Here is a 19,036-nt window from a genome sequence, read left to right as displayed (position 1 = left end):
CAGCTTCGCCAACCACACTAAGCCTTGTTCTGAAGAACGAAACTCCCCTCCTACACACCAAAGCATGCAAGTTTCGGTAGCCGATCTTCGTCATCACTGTCTTAGCTGATTAGGCAGCAGTACCCTTGATACGACTACGCAAGAACAGCCAATAGACCGCAATACCAAGGCTAAAGCTTAACTAACGCTAACTGCACCAGCCCAATCCGTGGATTTAAATCAATCCTTCGACTCTGATCCAAACGGCTTAGTCATCAACACCAACTTCGGCAACAACGTTAACGAGCCCACAATCGCCGTAAACATGGCCAGAGCGGTGAGCAGTCCGAAGTAGATGGAAGGAATAAACCTCGATAACGCCAGTATGGAGAAACCCACGATGATGATGATGGCCGTGTAGTACATGGCTCTCCCAATAGAGGCGTGGGAGGCGTGCATGGCGTCAACATAATTGCGTCGCTCTGAAAACTCTTTGCGGAATCGGTACAGATAGTGAATCGCGTGGTCCACCCCAACACCGACAGTGATGGCGGCAATGGTGATAGTCATCATATCCAGCGGTATACCCGCCAGGCCCATGCCACCGAGCACCACGCTAGCCGCCAACATGTTGGGGAGAATGGCGATAATGGCAATGCGGAAGGAACGGAACAGCACCAGGAACATGAGCATAATGCCCACGAACACCGCCCCTAGAGTGACAATCTGCGAGTTAAACAGACTGCGCAACATATTGTTGTACAGCACCAGCATGCCGGTAAAGCGCACCTGATCCGGGTCAAAACCCAACTCCTCATGAGCGTGCGTGTGAATTTTTTCCACCAGCTGCATACGTTCCAGTTCAGGGCTGGTTTCCTTCACACGCAGGGTGATTCGCGCCTGTTGATGCTGATCCGATAAATAGGGGTCGATCAGTACCTCGGAGATCTCCGGGGGCATAGAACGGCGCATAACCGCCAGTTCAAAATCGTTGAGCGCTGAGCCGCTAATATCCCGCGCTACGTCATAAGCGATACTGAGTGACTGAACCTTACCCACTTCTGGTAGGGACTCCAGGTATTGGTGCAATGCCTGAATATCCTGCAAACCAGCACGTGTGAACCAATAGCTGGTTTCCGCAGTTTCCCCTGCTCCGTCTTCCGGATCGGCGAAAGGGTCGTCCTCGTCGTGCCAAGCGGCATCGTCAGCGAAGGGGTCTTCCTCGGGGTCAGCAAAGGGATCGTCTTCCCCGTGAAATTCGCTCTCCCGTACGTGTTCTGGCGCATCCAGAATGATATCCAGGTTGATGGTGCCGCCCAGTTGCCGGTCGATCACCGACATACCTTGATAGATTTCCGTGTCTTCCTGGAAGTAGTCGATAAAGCGGTTATCCACTTCCAGCTTCGTCATGCCATAGGCACTAATTAGAGCGGCGATCAACGCTACAGCTACAACCGTGCCGCCGTGGTTTTCTGCCACTTTGGAAAACTTCAGCGTTACGGCACCGGACTGATCGCCTTTGTCTTTTGGTTCGCCTTTCGGCAACAGCATCAAGCCGGCAGGGATAATCACAAATGCCAGTACGAACGCCACACTTAACCCAATGGTCATCATCCAGCCAAAATCGATTACCGGCCGAATGTCACTGACCACCAAAGACACAAAGGCCACAATCGTTGTCAGTGCGGTATAAAGGCATGGACGGACCATAAAACGGGTTGTGTCCGCGACCAGTTCTTCCTGGCTCCAGTCCGGGTGTTGGGCGTGAGTCTCCCGGTATCGCACCACTAGGTGGATGGTCAGCGCGAGAGTCATGATCAGTAATAGCGCAACAAAATTTGATGAGATAACCGTAAGGCGCCAATCGATCCAGCTGAGCCAACCCAACACGATCACCACGGCTAGCACACAGGTCGCCAAAGGCAGCAACACAAAACGCCACTGACGGAAGATAAACGCCAGCATGGCAATGATAAAGACCAAGATAGCCGTTCCGAATACCATTAGGTCGCTTTGAATAAAGGCGATCATATCGGAGGTGATCATGCTTACGCCGCCCAAAAACAGTTCGGCGTGGTCCTCGTACTGAGCAAGGATGCCGCGTACTTCCTCGACACGGGCGTGATCCCGAGCGGTCACTTCAGTGCGGTAGTCCCGGAACACCTGGCTGACTTCATCCAAGCGCGACTGCTCTTTATCCGTCAAACCTTCTTCCCGCGCTTTGACCCGCAGACTGTCCCGCTCAGTGACCAGCTCGTAGTACTTATCGTCCACTGCCAAATTGAGCTGTAGCGCTGTGGTGCGACCATCCTCACTCAAAATCATGTCGCGATAAATGGGGCTGTTCAGAAATTCCTGCTTGGCCTGTTCCCGATCTACATCCTCGCTCAGCAAGGTACGCGTCTCCTCCTGCTGCTCAGCCAAACTGCGCATGGGACTGTACAACAGGGGCACGTTGAGGATGGAATTCACACTCTCCACACCTTGCACCTGCTCGAGGTCATCGTGCAGGGATTTAAGCACCTCCAATGACTGGTCGGAAAACATCTCCGCGTGCGGCGTGTAGGTGACGACCAGAAAATCGCCCGTCCGGTAGCGTTGGTTGATTTCGCGGAAAAAATCCAGAGAGCGATCGCTTTCCAGTGTCAAGGAGTCCGCCGAAGCGTCCAACTTAAAGTTAGGTAACCCAAACGCGGCGAGCGCACTGATCAGTGCCACTAGCGTCAAAACCAACACTGGATGCCTGAGAATAACAGCCCGATAGAGTCGGGCTAGACCTGATAACATAAATTAACCTTATTCTTCCCGAGGTGTAGTGGCGCATAGTGTACCCTATGCGCTTAAGCACTAGCAGCTGTTGCTGGCAGCTATGGTAGTGTCAATTTCGCCAATGTCGATATAATCATGTGACTCCAGGCCAGCCTCAGACAAACTATGGGCCAGAGAGTGTCATCGGGCGATGGAAAACGACATGCTCAAGCTTCAACTTAAGGATCGACGACAAGACCCTGTCTGGGTCGCGGAGAAGCTGTACAGCATTGGCAGCGCTCCCGACAACCATCTCGTTTTGCCGGACGAGAGCATATCCCCAGTGCATGCGCGTCTGATTACCACAGCCAACAAGGTCTACCTGAAGGACAACAACAGTCCCTTTGGTTGCTATGTTAACGAACAGCGAATCACTCAAAAGGAAATTCAGCCGGGCGATGTAATCCGACTGGGAAGCATTGAGCTGGAAGTACTGGCACCCACCGAAGCGGCCAATGAAGCACCAGCACTCGAGTGGCACCTGGTCGCCGACGGTGGCTGGCTGGCCGGAAAAAGCTACGCCATTCCCCGGGACCGGCCGGCGACCATTGGCCGCGCCGACGTTAACGACATTGTCATTCCCGGATCCCATTTATCCCGTCGCCACGCACAGGTGCAGGTTCAAGGCGACCAGTTACTGGTTGAGGACCTGGACTCAGTCAGTGGCACCTATGTAAACGAACAGTTGGCGAGCCGCACCCCGGCTCGCAGCGGCGACCGGCTGCGGATAGACGTTTACAGCTTTCGGATTGTGGGCCCCGAACATGCAGCCCGTCCCAAGTCCACGTTTACCCCGCTGGCGAACCTCAAGCCTCTGGCACGAGTGAAACCCGATGTGCACACCCCCAAACGCTGGAAGACCCGCCCCACCTCCCCCGGTAACCGTGAGGAACCCAAACCCCATCAACGTCAGGAACTCTGGCTCTGGGTTGTGTTGATTGTCACCGCCATTTTGCTGATCGGCGGCCTGTATTGGATTTAGGCCCTCGTTGAGCCCGCTTCTCGCCAGGGTTTTCCCTGTCTGCTGCCCGCCGGGCTATGGTAGAATTCCGGCCAATTTTTTCACCCACCGTTTACAGGAACGTACCATGAGCCTAGATCAAGTCGCCTCCGGCAAAAACCTGCCCGATGATATCAACGTCATTATCGAAATCCCCATGAATGGCGAGCCAGTAAAATTTGAAGTTGATAAAGACAGCGGCGCCATCTTTGTTGACCGCCTATTGAGCACTTCCATGCACTACCCTTGCAACTATGGTTACGTGCCGCATACCTTGTGCGGTGACGGTGATCCCGTTGATGTGCTGGTGATTTTCCCCCATGCTCTGCCACCGGGTTCGGTCATTCGCTGCCGCCCCGTGGGCGTACTGAAAATGACTGACGAATCCGGCGAAGATGCCAAAGTGCTTGCCGTGCCCGTGGACAAGGTCACTCCCCTGTACAGCCACATTAAAAACGCCACCGACCTGCCAGAGATTACCCTGGCACAGATCAACCATTTCTTTGAGCGCTACAAGGATCTGGAGAAAGGCAAATGGGTTAAGGTTGAGGGCTGGGAGGACGCCGACGCGGCGCGTCGTGAAATTACCGAATCCGCTCAGCGCTATCAGCAAGGCCAATAAACTTTGCACTGACCGGGATTGATGAGCTCAATCCCGGTCTACCAGGCGAATACCGCTGATATCCGGCACCTGGGCATTCACCTCTTCTTTCTTCTCCCCCATATCACTGCCTACTGGCGCTAAATCAAAATCTGTACTGGCGGGCACAACCGGTTCGACCTTGGGTCGCTCGGAGGGCGACAATAGGTCCGCGCCTGCGTCGGCCAAACCCCAGTCCTCCGGCTCTACGGCCACCAAAGGGAGTTCCTGGCGTTCATTTGGGCCCAGCAGGTCGGCGCCCGCTTCCGCCAGATCGAAATCCGGAATGGTTAGATCCGCATCCGGTACAGCCGCTCGCTCCTCAGCGTCCAGAAGCTCGCCTTCGGGGGCACGCAAACTTAAACCACTGGTATCCACCGAGACGGGGGTCAAGCGCCGGTGCTCCTCTGGCTTCACCAAATAGCCGCCCGCTGGGGCCAGACTGAGCCCTTGAGCTGGCGCTTTTGTCTTGGCGGCGGCTTGAGGGCCGCTTGAGGCCTGAGTTCGGCCACCGGACGCCTTGGTGTGATCGGTAGGTGCCAAGCGCACCTGAGCGCCCGCTTTGTACAGCACTTGGCTGTACTTTTCCGCGGTGGCTTTGTCCAGGTTCCGTTTAATCGCGACTGGGCGGCCCGTGAAAAGTGCGTCAATTTTCTGAGCATCGGCCTTAAACAACTGCTGCAAGCGTGATTTGACGTCATCCAGAGCATGGCCCAGGACAATATCACCCCGAAAGATCAGATCAAATTTTTCTGGTTCCATACCTCACCTATGATTCAGCCGCCACTGTGGAAATAATAGCACTTCATCGCAATATGCAGGCCGCTGGTAGTTACGAAACAATATGGTTCTGGGGTGGCGAGCCCAGCTCCATCATTCCATACTATGAAAACTGACTTTACCGGACGAGACCAAAAGCCAATAGTTAAAACGGAGAACACACAAGGGGCCTGACTACACACAAGGATAAAGGGGGTGGAGAAAATGTACGAAATACCCAAAGCTGAAGCGACTGAGCGACTGGCCAATACCGAGGCGGTGCGTTCGAAAGTGGAGCAAGATATTGAGTTTCTGACGGACCGCATCGCCGCATTGAAAAGCCAACCCAGACCAAACCGGGTGGTAATAGATACCTACCAAACCATGCTGGACAGCCGTTTATCTGTGCTCAAATGGTTCCAGCATGGCCGAGGAGCAGGGGCTGACAAACAGCATAACGTTTATTCCATAGGGGCCTAAGCTCGTCAATCGTCATTCCCATTAAGGTCGTGATCCATATCCCGGGCCGGACTTTCACCCCGAGGGCGCCCCACGATCCGCGCCGGCACACCCGCTACCGTGGTGTGGGGCGGCACTGAATCCAAAACCACACTACCGGCGCCGACTTTGGCGCCTTCACCCACCTCAATATTGCCAAGAATTTTTGCCCCGGCACTGATTAAAACGCCCTGGCGAATCTTCGGATGTCGATCACCGCTTTGACGCCCTGTGCCCCCCAAGGTTACCGCGTGCAGCATAGACACGTTGTCATCCACCACCGCGGTTTCCCCCACCACCACACCGGTGGCATGATCGATCATAATGCCGCTGCCAATGCGTGCGCCGGGATGAATATCCACGCCAAAGGTTTGGGAGATCTGATTCTGTAAGTAGAGTGCCAGGGAGCGGCGCTCACGCACCCAGAGATAGTGAGCGAAACGATACGCCTGCAGGGCGTGGAAACCTTTAAAAAACAAAAAGGGCATGAAGTAGCGATCGCAAGCGGGATCCCGCTCCCGGTAGGCGCTAATATCCGCGCGCATGGCGGCTTCGATGTTCGGCTCTTTCACCATGGCCGCGTCAAACACTTCGCGAATCATCATGGCCGGTACCGCTTGGCTGTCGAGCTTGTTCGACAAGTGAAAGCTGATGGCAGAAGCAAAGCTGTCGTGGTTAAGAATCGTGGCGTGAAAAAAACTCGCCAGCACAGGCTCTTCCGAGCTGGCTTGAGCCGCTTCGCTCCGAATCGTCTGCCACATGTCGTCCACTGCACTCAACTTTTTCAAACCCAACCCTCTTCAAATGACCCTCATTGTCGCACAGGAAGCCAACGTCACCCACCACCGGGCAAAAAACGTCGACGGAATCGCTCCCAAAACTCGCGCATCCGGAAAAAAATTCCCACGCACACCAATACGTGCAGCCCCATTACGACCAAGAAAAGCTGCGGAATTGATAAGCCGATTACACCTAGGCCCACCATACCGGTTAAGGCTGCGCCGATCATAAACAAGGAGTTGAGCACGTTGTTAGCGCCGATGATTTGAGCGCGGCGCTCAGGCCGGCTGCGATTCTGCATTAAAGCGAACAAAGGAACCATGTAAAGAGAACCGCCTACGCCCAGAAAAGTCACATCGAACGCCACTCGCCACCAGTGAGGCATCGCAAACAATTCAGCGATACTGTACAACTGATCAGAATCGGAGGGGGCATGGGTGGCTGCGAAGGACAAGCCTGCGAACGCCAAATCTACGCCAAACACCAGCACCAACAGCGCCCCCAAAGGCGCTACGCCGGGTTCCACCTGACGCCGGCTCAGTCGCTCGCATAAAAGCGCACCAATACCGATTCCTACAATAAATACGGCTAACAGCACACTGATTACCTGCGCCTCACCGAACAGGGTACTGCGCGTAAAGTTTGGCAGCTGCGTCAGATAGAAAGTGCCCAAAAACCAATACCAGGAACCGCCGATAATACTCCAGAACACCATGGCGTTTTCGCGCGCGTAACCAATGCTGCGCATACCTTGAGAATAGGGGTTCAGTTTGAGCGTTATGTCGGCATCGGCCGGCTCCGCGCGAGGAATGTACACGCTGGCACGCCAACCAATGAGCGCTATCAGCAAGCCTCCACCCGCCACCAACCAGCGGCCAGGCGCAAACGCCATGGCCAGAGAACCGCCGATCATCCCCAGTAAAATAGCCAGCGAGGTACCGCTGTGTACCAGTCCGTTGGCCCCCACCAGCTCGCGCTTATGCATATGCTGCGGCAATATGGCGTATTTTAGTGGACTGAAACAGGCCGACTGGGTGCCGGTTAAAAATACCACCAGCAATAGCAGTGTGGCGCTGTTTAACCACAACGCCAGTGCTGCCAGCAGCATGATCATAATTTCGGCTACTTTGATCGAGCGAATGAACGACGACTTTTCAAATTTATCCGCGTACTGTCCGGCGAGGGGGGCAAAGAGCAGAAAAGGAATAATCAGTGTGGCCGCCACCAGATTGTTAGTGACATCTACACTTAGACCCATGAGATGGATATCGGTATAGGTGAACAGAACCAACAGGGCACTGCGGTAAAAGTTATCGTTATATGCGCCCCCAAACTGGGTAATAAAAAACGGTAGAAAGCGCCGTTCGCGCATCAAGCCGAATTGTTTCACATCTTCTTCTTTGGCAGCGTCTGCCATTGATTTCACTCCTTGCTTTTTAGCGGGTGCCGGATGGGCCGGGCACGCGCACGAAACGCTCGACAATCTCTTCGAGATTGTCCAAAACTGCATTTTTCAACAACAACTCACTGCGCACTAACAAAGGCCTGACCACATCCGCCGTCATATGCGCGGCCAGTAAATCCGACTCGGGGGCATAGCTCAAATGCCAGGGCTCCGGCGCCACGCCGCCGCGCTCTCGATCGTAAGGTCGAAAGAACCCGGGGTTGCTTGGAGAGCACAAATAGTCACTAAGCCAGGCATGAAAATCCGCGCAAGGACCCTGCCCCTGCGTCTCATCCAGCGTCAGTTGCAGCCGGTAACCGGGAGAGAAACGGGAGCTGTCATACACATCCAAATCCGTCCCCCAATGGTGGCGGGATGTGCCCGGCAAGGCGGACCAGCGCAAAATCGCGAAAACACACTCGCGCTCGCTCAACCGGCTGATATCCAAGGGCTCTCCTTGATCGTTCAGGACCGGTCTCTCCCCCCGCGCTTTGGCATTCCAAATACCCAGTTGACGTTCAAAGCTGCGAAAACCACTGGCCACCTCGAAGCGAAAACCCGCTTCCGTGGCTGCGTCGTCTAAGGTTTGTAGAGGGGTGAGGAGTGCCGAATGCAACTGGCTAGACCAGCGTTCCAACGTCACTAGATCTGTGGTAATCAGGCCACACAGTCGGTCTACTGGGGGTACATTCATTGTCACCTGATTGCTCCTCTAGCAGGGCAGTTCCCTACACGCCCGCTGGCGTCACGAATATGTGCGGCGTACACAAAATTTTGCGCTGACCATCTAAGCATGTAATATAACCCACAGCTATAGGCAGCGAGGTTAGCTGGACGCAATATTATAATGATAACTGACACATGGAGCTGGACTTTTATGACCGCCAGTCATAGCGAATTACTCCAACTGAAGAACCTCGGCATGGCCAGTGTAAACATTCTCCATGCCATTGGAATTAACACCTACGCGGATCTGCGCCAAGTCGGTGCTGTGGGTGCCTACCAGCGCATTCGCTCCCGCGACATCAATGTCTCCAAAGTCATGCTGTACGCCCTGCAGGGAGCCTTAATGGACGTGCATTGGAACGACCTGCCCCCGGATATGAAACGTCAGCTGGTGGAAGAGGCCGAGCGATCCAACATGCATCAAGCCTAACTCGCCACCTCTTAATTATTCGAACAACTTAGCCAGCGCACTTGGCGCCGCTGGCCACAGCCGTTATATTCCTATGCCTACACGACAGGCAGAGGATCGCATGCATTTACCCCACAAACAATCCAACTTACTCACCGACCTGGGTATGCAGCTGCGCGAGTCTACCGGGCGCCTGCTCTCCCGTCTCACACCCGTAGGCGAACCTATTACGCTCTCAAAGAGCCAGGATTTACTCGCTACCCAAACCACCGAGCAAGTGTATCTGATCACCCAGGGCCAGGCTTACTTTCGCCAGGGCGGCAAGCTGGTACTGCGCCTGGATACCGGGGACTTAATCGGCCTAAGTCAGGCACTGGGCTTGTCTGGCGGTCAATACGGCACCGACGAGTCTTTGGTGCTGACCCCCTACTCCCTGGCGCACCTGCTGGAACTGGCAGCACAGTCTCCCACCCAGTGCCAGGAGTGGACTCGCCACTTGGTGTGCGCGAGCTGTTTTTATCGAGCCGCCCTGGCCCAGGAAATTCGGGCCGAGTTTCAGCCCTCCGCGGGCTTTATGCACTTTAGTGCCGGAGAAACCATCATCCAGCAAGGGACAGAGGCGGATCGGGTGTACACACTATTGGAAGGCAAGGCGGAGGCGTTGTGCGACGGAGTGAAAGTGGGCGATATTCGAGCGGACGAGATTTTTGGCGCTTTGGCTGTATTTACCCGTCAGCGGCGCATGGCCTCGGTCGTGGCGGCCAGTGACTGTACCGTATTAGCGGTGCGCAAGGAGGAATTTATCGATCTGGTCGACCTCCAGCCCCAAATCTGTGTCGGTCTGATCGAAGAGATGGCCGCGAAAATCAACCAATTAAACGCGCAGATGCTGGCACTTCAGAGTAAGGCTTAAGCTGAGACAGGCCGCTCGTACACCCCCAAGGCACCTCGATTTTGCCGCCCCGATATTGAAATTTCCGCCAGCGCACGCATATAACCTGCAATAATGCTGTCTACTCAATTCTAAAATTGCTCAGGAGAACACTACAGTGCTTCGAATTGGATTGTTTTTAATGACTAACCTCGCCGTACTGCTGGTGGCGGGCATAGTTCTGAATATTCTTGGCGTGGGTCACTACCTGGACGAAACCGGGGCCATAGATCTGACGACTCTGCTGATTTTCTGTGCCGTTTTCGGTTTTGCCGGATCCTTTATCTCCCTGTTCATGTCCAAGTTCATTGCCAAAAAAACCACCGGCACGCGGATCATCGAGCAGGCCCGTACCGCGGACGAGCAGTGGCTGGTGCGTACCGTGGAAGACCTGGCGCGCAAAGCCAACATTAAACCGCCAGAGGTGGGCATATTCCCGGCAGCCCAGGCAAATGCCTTTGCCACCGGATGGAATCGCAATGCTGCCCTGGTAGCGGTGAGTGAAGGGATGCTACAACGTTTTGACAAAGAAGAAATTCGCGCCGTTATGGCCCATGAGATCGGCCACGTGGCCAACGGGGACATGGTGACGCTGACCCTGGTCCAGGGCGTGGTGAACACCTTTGTGATGTTCTTCGCCCGCATTATTGGCCACACCGTGGACCGACTGGTGTTTAAAAGCCAGAGCGGCCACGGCATCGGCTTCTGGGTCACCACTATTGTGGCTCAGATGGTCCTGGCGGTACTCGCCTCCATGATCGTCATGGCGTTTTCCCGCTACCGGGAATTCCGCGCCGATGCCGCTGGCGCCAACTTGGCGGGTCGAAACTCAATGATCAGCGCCCTTAAGCGCTTGCAGGCGGAAGTACAGGCCGGCGCCGAAAGCCCCATGCCTGACAGCATGAAAGCATTTGGCATCAGTGGCGGCTTTAAGCAAAATATGAGCAAGCTGTTCTCCAGCCATCCGCCGCTGGACGTCCGCATTGCGGCGCTCAGCCGGGGCTAAGTAAACGACGGAGTTCTTTATGTCGGTACGCGCGTTACTGGTCGGTTTACTGTTGTGTATTCCGGTGGCTCAGGCAGATACCCTGCCCGACTTCGCCACCGAGGACGAGCGCAACACCATCGAAATCTTCGAGTACGCGAGCCCGAGCGTGGTGTACGTGACCAACCAACAGTTGGTGCGCGACCCACGCTCGTTCAACCTGCAGACCGTACCGCGCGGAGCAGGCACCGGTTTCGTGTGGAATGAGGACGGCTATATCGTTACCAATTTCCACGTCATTGAAGGTGCTCGGCAGATCATCATTACCCTACCCGATCAGAGCACTTGGCCGGCTAAAGTGGTTGGTTTGGCGCCCGAGCGTGATTTGGCAGTGCTGCGTATCGACGCTCCGGAAAAACAACTCCATCCCTTGCTGCGTGGCGACTCCAGCAAACTGTCCGTGGGGCACAAGGTGCTCGCCATCGGCAACCCCTTCGGCCTGGACGCCACACTCACAACAGGGGTGGTCAGCGCCTTGGGCCGCGAGATCGACGCGCCCAACCGGCGTCGGATTCGCAATGTGATTCAAACCGACGCCGCCATTAACCCCGGTAACTCTGGTGGCCCGCTATTGAATTCCCGAGGCGAGCTGGTGGGTGTAAACACCATGATTTTCAGTCCCAGCGGCGCCAGTGCGGGCATAGGTTTCGCCATTCCGGTTAATACCGTGAAGGACATTGTGCCGCAATTGATTGAGCACGGGCGCATTGTGCGCCCAGTGATTGGAATCGATATTGCACCCGACCATTGGGCTCAGCGGATCGGGATTCAAGGCGTGCCCATACTGCGAGTCGCCGAAGGGATGCCCGCGGACAAGGCGGGGCTGCAAGGCGTTCAACGCAACCGTCGTGGCGCCACCATCCTGGGGGATGTCATTACCGCCATCGACGACCACGCTACCCGCAATTACGACGAGCTGATGACGGCCCTGGAAAGGTACAACGCGGGTGATGAAATCCGCCTGACCTTTATCCGCGAGGGCAAAACCCTGCAAAGAACCCTTACCCTGGCTGCTCCGGAGTAATCTGGCATGGCACTATCGGAACCGGTTTGCCAACTTGAAGACATCCCTGACGGGGGCAGCATTGGCCTCAATAGCAATGGCGAAGAGTTGTTTGCGGTGCGCAAAGGCGACCAACTGTACCTGTACCGCAACAATTGCCCCCACGACCACATTCCCCTTAACTGGGAACCGGACCAATTCATGGATACCAGCGGCACCCTGATCGAATGCGCCAACCACGGGGCGCTGTTCACCATTGAAACCGGTGAGTGTGTCGCTGGCCCATGCCTGGGGGATTGCCTCGAAGCAGTGGACTTTACACTGACGGACGGCAAGGCCTACCTCAACCCCTAAACGCTCAGTCGCAAATCCAGCCAAAAGCACCAGCCCCGCCTTTGCCTTCTTTACCAATCACTGTTGCAATGTTTTAATTCGCGCCTGTTATGTTATAGTATAACTCTTTTTACCCATACTAAGACTACGCACACGCGGAGGCATTATGCGCAAACCCCATATTTGGCTGGGCTCCTTACTACTGGCCAGCCATAGCGTTTTGGCTGGCGAGATAGCCGGTTCCGTCAACGATTCCCAGGGTCGACCAATCCCCGGAGCCATTGTGGAAGTCGTCGGCACCAACCAAAGGGTCACCGCCAATGCGCAAGGTGAATTCGTGCTGCGTGACTTGAGCACCGATCAAGTTGAACTGCACGTCAAAGCCCCCTACCACACCCATCTCAACCGTCGAATTAATGTGGATGCCGACACACCCGTCGAATTTACTTTGGCCCGCAGTCCTTTGGAAATCATCGATGTCACCGCTCTGCCCTGGCACGCCTCCGACTTGGAATCCGCCATGCCCGTGGATGTGCTGGCTGGTGATGCCCTGCGTAACCGACAAGCGGCAACCCTCGGCGACACGCTGAGAATGCAATTAGGCGTGCACAGCAATTATTACGGCCCGGTCGCCAGCAGCCCAGTAATTCGCGGCCTGGAAGGCCCGCGTGTGCTGATTACCCAAAACGGCCTGGACGCCGGTGACGCCTCCCGGGTGGGGCCGGATCACGCCGTGGCCACGGAAACCTCCACCGCCCAGCAAATCGAAATTCTACGCGGCCCAGCCACTTTGCTGTACGGCAGCGGGGCTATTGGCGGGGTGGTTAATGTCGTTGACAGCCGCGTACCTCAAGACAACGCCACGGTGGGGAGCTGGCAAATTCAGCACGATACAGTGGCAGACGAAAACATGATTTCGGGTAGCCTGACCAGCGGGTTTGACAACTTTGCCTTTCATGCGGACGGCTTCTGGCGCGAGTCCAGCGATTACCGCATTCCTGTACCCGCCGAGCGCCATCACGACGATGACGACGGCCATGATCACGATCATGACGATGGCCACGGACATGGCTATCGCCTGGATGATTCCGCCTACGATGCCAGTGGCTTCAACCTGGGCGGCAGCTATTTGCTGGACAACGGTTTTGTTGGGATTTCCTATGGCCGGCTGGATCGGACTTATGGGATTCCCGGCCACGAACACGACCATGGTCACGGCCACGACGATGACGATGGCGTTTACGCGGATCTGACCCAGGACCGTATTCAATTGCACAGTGAATTGTCCCTGAACCACCACATTTTCAGCTCTCTAAACACTCGCCTTGGCTACACCGAGTACACACATCACGAAATCGAAGCCGGTGAAGCGCTTACGACCTTTGACAGCACCGTATCGGAAGCCCGGGTTGAGTTGCAGCACCACCCTTTAGCCCATTGGCGTGGTGCTCTGAGCGTTCACTACAAGCATGAAGACTTTGCGGCTGAAGGTATTGAGGCATTTACTCCTCCTTCGATCACTGAGAGTCTGGCCCTTGCACTGGTTGAGGAAAGGCACTTTGGCCCCGTACAGGTTCAACTGGGTGGGCGCATAGAGCGGGTGGAAGTCCGCGCTCCAGAAGTCATTATGGACCTGGATGATCACGATACGGATGGTTTGCTCTCAGTGCTCAGCGTCAAAAGTGTTTTCGAGCCTGTTAGCCTTTCTGCCGGTGCGGTTTGGGATTTCACCCCGGGCTACAATGTCGCCGCCTCCATCTCCCACTCACAGCGGGCACCTTCAGCCGCCGAGCTTTTGTCGTACGGTGCCCACATTGGCACAGGTGCCTTTGAAGTGGGCGCCCTATTTGACGTGTACGAGGGTACAGACGGAGACATTCACGTTGACCTGAATATGGATCCGGTTGAACTGGAAACATCAAACAACATCGACGTGTCTCTGAAAAAATTTGAGGGTGACTTTGGTTTCACCTTGAATGCTTTCTACAACCAGATCGACGATTTTTACTATTTGAGTGAAACCGGCTTGCACGCCGACGATGGTCATGGCCACGACCACGGACACGACCATGGCGACGACGAAGGCCTGCCGGTTTATGTGTTTACCGCACAGGATGCCCGACTCTATGGCTTTGAAGGCCAAGCCGTATGGCAAATCAACAATCAATTCCGCCTAAAAGGTTTCGCCGACTACACCCGCGCATCTCTGCGCGGCGGTGAAGATCTGCCGCGTATTCCACCGCTGCGCCTGGGCGCTCAGTTGAATTTCGCATCGGGCAACTACAGCGCCGAACTGGCTGCCACACATTACTTCGATCAAAGCCGAACGGCGCCACTGGAAACAGAAACCGAAGGCTACACCTTACTGGAAGCTCAAGCGGGGTACGATTTTACCGCCGGCCGGCAGAACATCACCCTGTACGTTCGGGGTAATAACCTTACCGACCAGGAAGCGCGGCCACACACATCGTTCCTTAAAGACCGTGCGCCGTTACCGGGGCGTTCTTTCGCCGCGGGAATTCGTTCGACTTTTTAATAATCGACAAACTACACCACGAAAACGGAAAGGTTACCTTTCCTCGCTTCGACACCAACCTTAAAACCCAGAGGTCAACATGGAAACTTCAGGCTTATTTAAAAAACTGAGTTACCCTTTATTGCTTTCATCCGCTTTGCTATTAAGCGCCTGCGGTGGCAGCAGTACTAATTTCACGGAACTGGATCGAGTGCCTCCCGAAGATCCTCATGATCACGACCACGATCACGGCGCTCAGGCTGGCCGCCTGTTGCTCTCCGCACCGGACGACCAACACATTTATGTGTTCGATGTGAAAAGCGAAGAACTGGTAGCAGAGTTTCATCTGGATGGCGTTCCCTCTCGGTTGTTTGCCAGCCCCTCCCACCGTTTCGGCGTCGTGGTACGTGGTGGCGACAATGGCCTGGTGAACTTTGTCGATAGCGGTATCTACGAAGAGTCTCACGGCGATCACGGCCACCTGATTACTGACGATCCGAGCCTATTAGACTACGAATTGCAGGGCGATCGCCCCGCCCACGTCACTCAGTCCGGTGACGACCTGGTGATCTTCTTCGACGGCAACGCTGGCGCTCCTGCGTTTGTAAATGTCTTCAACGAGCACGACATTCGGCACGGGCACGACCCGAAAGTACTCGAATACACCAGTAATCAGCACGGTGCGGCACAACTGCGCGGCGAGTACCTGATCTCCACTGTCCGCGGTAGCGAAGCCGACCCGGATTCAACCTTGCCGAACCAGGTGGCCGTTTATCATCTGCACCATGATCACTACGATCAGGAAGAACTGTTCGAAGCTCTCTGCCCAGGCCTGCACGGCAGTGCGCAAAACCATGATTTTGTCGCCTTCGGCTGCTCTGACGGCGTACTGTTGATTGAAGAAGAAGTACACTCAGATCACTCCGACTTTGAAGCTCGCAAGCTGGAGTTTGAACACCGCATAGGCACGATTTTCGGCCACCACGAGGTGGAAACGTTCGTGGGCGTCAGCTCCGGGGTTCTTTACAGCATTGACCCGGCGGGTGAAGGTGCTTTTGAAATAATTCCGTGGACGGCAGACGAAGACCTGGCACCGGTTGGCTACGCGTTCGCCGATCACGGTGAGCTGTTTGTTATTCTCGATAACCAAGGCGGTTTAACGCTGCTCGATACCCATGACTGGTCCGTACACGCTGAGCGCTTGCAAGTTACTCACAGCACCACAGCGCTGGAAGGCAGTGCTTTCCAACTCGCCATATCTGGCGATGGTCACTATGCGTTTGTGACCGATTCGGCCGAACAAGCCGTTAAGGTTGTGGACCTGGATCATGGCGAAGTCGTAGATACCTTCTACTTCGACTTTGTCCCGCACAGACTGGTGTGGCTGGGTTTGGTCGACGACCACCATCATGATGACCACGATCACGATGAAGATGATCATGACCATCACGACGACGAAGACGATCACCACGACGATCATGATCATGACGACGAAGATGACCATGATCATCACGATCACTAAGCGCCATTAAGTAGTTCTTCTAGCGTATGGGGCCGGCTTTGCCGGCCCCATTTTTTTATATGCTCACCGGTAAAGCGTTGGTCAACGTAATTTGCCCCTGCTCGGGCACAATGCTTGCCCCATAGGCCAGCAGTTCTACCCCCGCCTCCGCCGCCATACGTAAAGTCTGCCCGTACAGCGGATCAATCGCGTCCGCCGGCTCCACCCAGTGAATGCCCGTGTGCTGAACACAAAACAACAACACGGCTCTATGGACATTTTGGGCCATCGCTATCAGTTCACGCAGGTGCCTGGCACCACGGCTGCTGACCGCATCTGGAAACAACCCCTGGCCGGCCTCCTCCATAAGGGTGACGCTCTTCACTTCCACAAAACACTGTTCGTCAGCCCGCTCCAATAAAAAATCCACGCGGGATTTTTCACTGCCGTAGCGCTGCTCTCTAAGCAGCCGATCGTACCCTTGCAGCTCCTGAATAACTCCATTGCGGATAGCTTCTTCCACCAGGGCATTGGCGCGGCCGGTATTGATGCCGGCCCAATGGCCACCCGGAGTACTGGCCAACTCCCAGGTGTGGGGGTATTTGCGTTTAGGATTATCAGACTCAGAAAACCAGCAAGCGCTGCCGGGTAACAGACAATTCTTCATGGAACCGGTATTGGGGCAGTGAATGGTGATTTCAGAGCCATCCGCCAGCTGCACATCGGCTAAAAAACGCTTATAGCGGCGCAGCAATACGCCAGACTGCCAGAGCTTGGTAGGGGGTAAATCAGAAGACATGGTTTTCCTGCAGTTTTACATTACGGAAAGACGCATTCTTGCAGTATTTGCCGCCAGCGACAAATGCGCCCCTGCCAACGGCGCCAAAGCCCGAATCAGCCCCGAAAACCCCAAGAAACGAGTAAAATAGCACCGAAATGGACCACTACACCCTTGGAGCCGAAAAAATGCTGGCGCAGGTTTTTGATATCTGGTAGCTTGCCACCCCTTCTAAAAGGGGTGACTGCAGCGGCCACCGTTTATGTTCGCTGAAGACTCCTATAGTATCCGTAGATGGACTTGTGGCTGAGGGAAGCCGTCCTGCAGGACGCCCATACAGAGACAGTCCAACTATTGTCAGTTTGCTATTAACTTCGCCGGTTCGGCCGGCTCTGGGAAGTCAAACGAGGCTAAGCCATGCCCAAAAGTTCAAGTAACGCGGACAGCTACACCCTGCGCTCCTTTGAGCCCTATAAACCCAAAAAGGGCGAGGAGTACATGAATGCCAACCAGAAGGAGCACTTTAAACATTTGCTGCTGACCTGGCGGCGTGAGCTGATGGAAGAAGTGGACCGCACCATGAGCCACCTGAAGGACGAAGCGGCCAACTTTCCCGACCCAGCCGACCGCGCCAGCCAGGAAGAAGAGTTCAGCCTGGAACTGCGTACCCGGGATCGCGAGCGCAAGCTGATCAAAAAGATCGACAGCACGCTCGAGCTGATTGAAACGGACGATTACGGTTACTGCCACGCCTGCGGCGTTGAAATCGGCATTCGTCGTCTGGAAGCTCGGCCCACCGCGACCCTGTGTGTGGACTGCAAAACCCTGGATGAAATCAAAGAAAAACAAGTGGGTGGCTAAAGCGCCACCCCTCGTTCGTGCCGGGGCTCTCTCGGCACGAACCCAATTTACCTGGCTGTTGAAAAACGTTTGGCCATCATGAACGCTACCTCTGCGTCTTCATTACCCCCTTCCTATGTCGGCCGCTTTGCGCCTTCGCCCACCGGCCCCTTGCACTTCGGCTCCCTGGTTAGCGCCCTGGCAAGCTACGCGCATGCCCGCGCGGCAGGTGGGCAATGGTTGGTACGCATGGAGGACCTGGACCCGCCGCGCGAACAGCCTGGCGCGAAGGATGCCATTTTGGAGAGCCTGGATAATCACGGCCTCCACTGGGACGGCCCAGTGGTCTACCAAAGCCAACGGCTTGAGGCCTACGCCCACACCCTGGAGCAACTGCAACAGGCGGGTTTGGTTTACCCCTGTACCTGCACACGCGATGACCTCCGAGCCATGGGCGGTGTCTATGACGGGCGATGCCGGCAACGCGAGGTGGACCTCAGCCAGCCCCACGCCCTGCGCCTTAAGCTTTACGACGTGCCGCCGGGCGTACCCACGCTGCCGGATGTGTGCCAATTTGACGATCTTATTCAAGGCCCCCAAGCTCAGAACCTGCGCCTGGAAGTGGGCGATCAAATCATCAAACGTAAAGATGGTTTGTTCTCGTACCAGCTGGCGGTGGTGGTGGATGATATCGCTCAGCACATCAGTCACGTGGTGCGCGGCTCAGATCTACTGGAGGTCAGCGCTCGTCAAATCGCCCTGTTTCAACTGTTGGGTGAAAAGCCCCCGCTGTACGGGCATGTGCCGCTCGCGTTGAACACCCAGGGGCAGAAACTGAGCAAACAAAGTCACGCTCCCGCGTTGAATGATGGGCAAGCGGGCGCTAATCTGTGGCATGCTTTGGTTTTTTTGAACCAGAGCCCCCCAGAGGAACTGGCCCAGGCGCCGGCTGACGAAGTGCTGGCCTGGGCTGTGAGTCACTGGCGCACACCGGCCATTCGTGGCTTGAGCAAACCTGAATCCCAGGCAACCACTGAGCAGCGCTAA

General features: G+C 55.4%; 18 protein-coding genes. 12 read left to right on the top strand and 6 right to left on the bottom strand.

Translation table 11 applies throughout. The features are described 5' to 3' along the window. Positions 1-219: 219 nt before the first annotated feature. Positions 220-2,766 (bottom strand): efflux RND transporter permease subunit, encoded by a 2,547-nt coding sequence (locus tag RBH33_RS13330; protein WP_306732698.1) that lies wholly within the window; start codon positions 2,764-2,766, stop codon positions 220-222. A gap of 184 nt (positions 2,767-2,950) precedes the next feature. Here RBH33_RS13330 and RBH33_RS13325 point away from each other — a divergent pair, with 184 nt between their 5' ends. After that, positions 2,951-3,769, top strand: coding sequence for an FHA domain-containing protein (locus RBH33_RS13325; protein ID WP_306732697.1), 819 nt, complete (start codon positions 2,951-2,953; stop codon positions 3,767-3,769). A 106-nt stretch (positions 3,770-3,875) separates the two neighbouring features. After that, complete coding sequence (gene ppa / locus RBH33_RS13320) at positions 3,876-4,409, top strand: inorganic diphosphatase (protein ID WP_306732696.1); 534 nt, start codon at positions 3,876-3,878, stop codon at positions 4,407-4,409. 27 nt (positions 4,410-4,436) lie between these two features. Here ppa and RBH33_RS13315 read toward each other — a convergent pair whose 3' ends face one another. Beyond that, positions 4,437-5,189 carry a hypothetical protein gene (locus RBH33_RS13315; RefSeq protein ID WP_306732695.1) on the bottom strand — a complete coding sequence of 251 codons (753 nt, stop codon included), beginning with the start codon at positions 5,187-5,189 and terminating at the stop codon, positions 4,437-4,439. A 222-nt stretch (positions 5,190-5,411) separates the two neighbouring features. On the opposite strand from RBH33_RS13315, the gene RBH33_RS13310 reads away from it, so the two are divergent. Beyond that, entirely contained in the window at positions 5,412-5,666 is a 255-nt protein-coding gene (locus RBH33_RS13310) for a hypothetical protein (protein WP_306732694.1), read from the top strand. A 5-nt stretch (positions 5,667-5,671) separates the two neighbouring features. On the opposite strand, the gene cysE is transcribed toward RBH33_RS13310, so the two are convergent. From cysE to RBH33_RS13295, 3 genes are all read right to left on the bottom strand, one after another. Beyond that, complete coding sequence (gene cysE, locus RBH33_RS13305; protein ID WP_306732744.1) at positions 5,672-6,445, bottom strand: serine O-acetyltransferase; 774 nt, start codon at positions 6,443-6,445, stop codon at positions 5,672-5,674. A 74-nt stretch (positions 6,446-6,519) separates the two neighbouring features. Next, the gene (locus RBH33_RS13300) at positions 6,520-7,881 is read right to left on the bottom strand and encodes an MFS transporter (RefSeq protein WP_306732693.1); all 1,362 of its coding nucleotides are present in this window, start codon (positions 7,879-7,881) and stop codon (positions 6,520-6,522) included. A 19-nt stretch (positions 7,882-7,900) separates the two neighbouring features. Further along, positions 7,901-8,602: a M15 family metallopeptidase gene (locus tag RBH33_RS13295; RefSeq protein WP_306732692.1), complete on the bottom strand. Its 702-nt coding sequence runs from the start codon at positions 8,600-8,602 to the stop codon at positions 7,901-7,903. A 183-nt stretch (positions 8,603-8,785) separates the two neighbouring features. Between RBH33_RS13295 and RBH33_RS13290 the strand changes: the two genes are divergently transcribed. From RBH33_RS13290 to RBH33_RS13260, 7 genes are all read left to right on the top strand, one after another. After that, on the top strand, positions 8,786-9,064 hold the full coding sequence (locus tag RBH33_RS13290; RefSeq protein WP_306732691.1) for a TfoX/Sxy family protein: 279 nt from the start codon (positions 8,786-8,788) through the stop codon (positions 9,062-9,064). 100 nt (positions 9,065-9,164) lie between these two features. Further along, the gene (locus RBH33_RS13285; RefSeq protein ID WP_306732690.1) at positions 9,165-9,956 is read left to right on the top strand and encodes a Crp/Fnr family transcriptional regulator; all 792 of its coding nucleotides are present in this window, start codon (positions 9,165-9,167) and stop codon (positions 9,954-9,956) included. 136 nt (positions 9,957-10,092) lie between these two features. Continuing rightward, positions 10,093-10,980, top strand: coding sequence for a protease HtpX (gene htpX / locus RBH33_RS13280; RefSeq protein ID WP_306732689.1), 888 nt, complete (start codon positions 10,093-10,095; stop codon positions 10,978-10,980). A 19-nt stretch (positions 10,981-10,999) separates the two neighbouring features. Then, positions 11,000-12,043, top strand: coding sequence for a S1C family serine protease (locus RBH33_RS13275; RefSeq protein WP_306732688.1), 1,044 nt, complete (start codon positions 11,000-11,002; stop codon positions 12,041-12,043). 6 nt (positions 12,044-12,049) lie between these two features. After that, positions 12,050-12,376: a Rieske (2Fe-2S) protein gene (locus RBH33_RS13270; protein WP_306732687.1), complete on the top strand. Its 327-nt coding sequence runs from the start codon at positions 12,050-12,052 to the stop codon at positions 12,374-12,376. A gap of 145 nt (positions 12,377-12,521) precedes the next feature. Further along, on the top strand, positions 12,522-14,891 hold the full coding sequence (locus RBH33_RS13265) for a TonB-dependent receptor (RefSeq protein WP_306732686.1): 2,370 nt from the start codon (positions 12,522-12,524) through the stop codon (positions 14,889-14,891). A gap of 79 nt (positions 14,892-14,970) precedes the next feature. After that, a complete protein-coding gene (locus RBH33_RS13260) occupies positions 14,971-16,392 on the top strand; it encodes a hypothetical protein (RefSeq protein ID WP_306732685.1) in 1,422 nt (473 codons plus the stop codon). 55 nt (positions 16,393-16,447) lie between these two features. Here RBH33_RS13260 and sfsA read toward each other — a convergent pair whose 3' ends face one another. Continuing rightward, positions 16,448-17,170 (bottom strand): DNA/RNA nuclease SfsA, encoded by a 723-nt coding sequence (gene sfsA, locus RBH33_RS13255; protein ID WP_306732684.1) that lies wholly within the window; start codon positions 17,168-17,170, stop codon positions 16,448-16,450. Between the two features lie 396 nt (positions 17,171-17,566). Here sfsA and dksA point away from each other — a divergent pair, with 396 nt between their 5' ends. Together dksA and gluQRS are read left to right on the top strand one after the other, a co-directional pair. Beyond that, complete coding sequence (gene dksA, locus RBH33_RS13250) at positions 17,567-18,010, top strand: RNA polymerase-binding protein DksA (protein ID WP_306732683.1); 444 nt, start codon at positions 17,567-17,569, stop codon at positions 18,008-18,010. A 78-nt stretch (positions 18,011-18,088) separates the two neighbouring features. Further along, positions 18,089-19,036, top strand: a complete 948-nt coding sequence (gluQRS, locus tag RBH33_RS13245; RefSeq protein WP_306732682.1) for a tRNA glutamyl-Q(34) synthetase GluQRS — start codon at positions 18,089-18,091, stop codon at positions 19,034-19,036.

This window comes from Marinimicrobium hydrolyticum (genome assembly GCF_030848505.1).
Lineage (GTDB): Bacteria > Pseudomonadota > Gammaproteobacteria > Pseudomonadales > Cellvibrionaceae > JAVDDU01.
This window is presented reverse-complemented; position numbering and strand designations above follow the sequence as displayed.

Coding starts and splice junctions, on each gene's coding strand:
- dksA (WP_306732683.1), top strand. CDS start 17,567: ATGCCCAAAAGTTCAAGTAACGCGGACAGCTACACCCTGCGCTCCTTT.
- RBH33_RS13325 (WP_306732697.1), top strand. CDS start 2,951: ATGCTCAAGCTTCAACTTAAGGATCGACGACAAGACCCTGTCTGGGTC.
- RBH33_RS13270 (WP_306732687.1), top strand. CDS start 12,050: ATGGCACTATCGGAACCGGTTTGCCAACTTGAAGACATCCCTGACGGG.
- RBH33_RS13290 (WP_306732691.1), top strand. CDS start 8,786: ATGACCGCCAGTCATAGCGAATTACTCCAACTGAAGAACCTCGGCATG.
- RBH33_RS13330 (WP_306732698.1), bottom strand. CDS start 2,766: ATGTTATCAGGTCTAGCCCGACTCTATCGGGCTGTTATTCTCAGGCAT.
- RBH33_RS13295 (WP_306732692.1), bottom strand. CDS start 8,602: ATGAATGTACCCCCAGTAGACCGACTGTGTGGCCTGATTACCACAGAT.
- ppa (WP_306732696.1), top strand. CDS start 3,876: ATGAGCCTAGATCAAGTCGCCTCCGGCAAAAACCTGCCCGATGATATC.
- sfsA (WP_306732684.1), bottom strand. CDS start 17,170: ATGTCTTCTGATTTACCCCCTACCAAGCTCTGGCAGTCTGGCGTATTG.
- cysE (WP_306732744.1), bottom strand. CDS start 6,445: ATGTGGCAGACGATTCGGAGCGAAGCGGCTCAAGCCAGCTCGGAAGAG.
- gluQRS (WP_306732682.1), top strand. CDS start 18,089: ATGAACGCTACCTCTGCGTCTTCATTACCCCCTTCCTATGTCGGCCGC.
- RBH33_RS13300 (WP_306732693.1), bottom strand. CDS start 7,881: ATGGCAGACGCTGCCAAAGAAGAAGATGTGAAACAATTCGGCTTGATG.
- RBH33_RS13260 (WP_306732685.1), top strand. CDS start 14,971: ATGGAAACTTCAGGCTTATTTAAAAAACTGAGTTACCCTTTATTGCTT.
- RBH33_RS13310 (WP_306732694.1), top strand. CDS start 5,412: ATGTACGAAATACCCAAAGCTGAAGCGACTGAGCGACTGGCCAATACC.
- RBH33_RS13275 (WP_306732688.1), top strand. CDS start 11,000: ATGTCGGTACGCGCGTTACTGGTCGGTTTACTGTTGTGTATTCCGGTG.
- RBH33_RS13315 (WP_306732695.1), bottom strand. CDS start 5,189: ATGGAACCAGAAAAATTTGATCTGATCTTTCGGGGTGATATTGTCCTG.
- RBH33_RS13265 (WP_306732686.1), top strand. CDS start 12,522: ATGCGCAAACCCCATATTTGGCTGGGCTCCTTACTACTGGCCAGCCAT.
- RBH33_RS13285 (WP_306732690.1), top strand. CDS start 9,165: ATGCATTTACCCCACAAACAATCCAACTTACTCACCGACCTGGGTATG.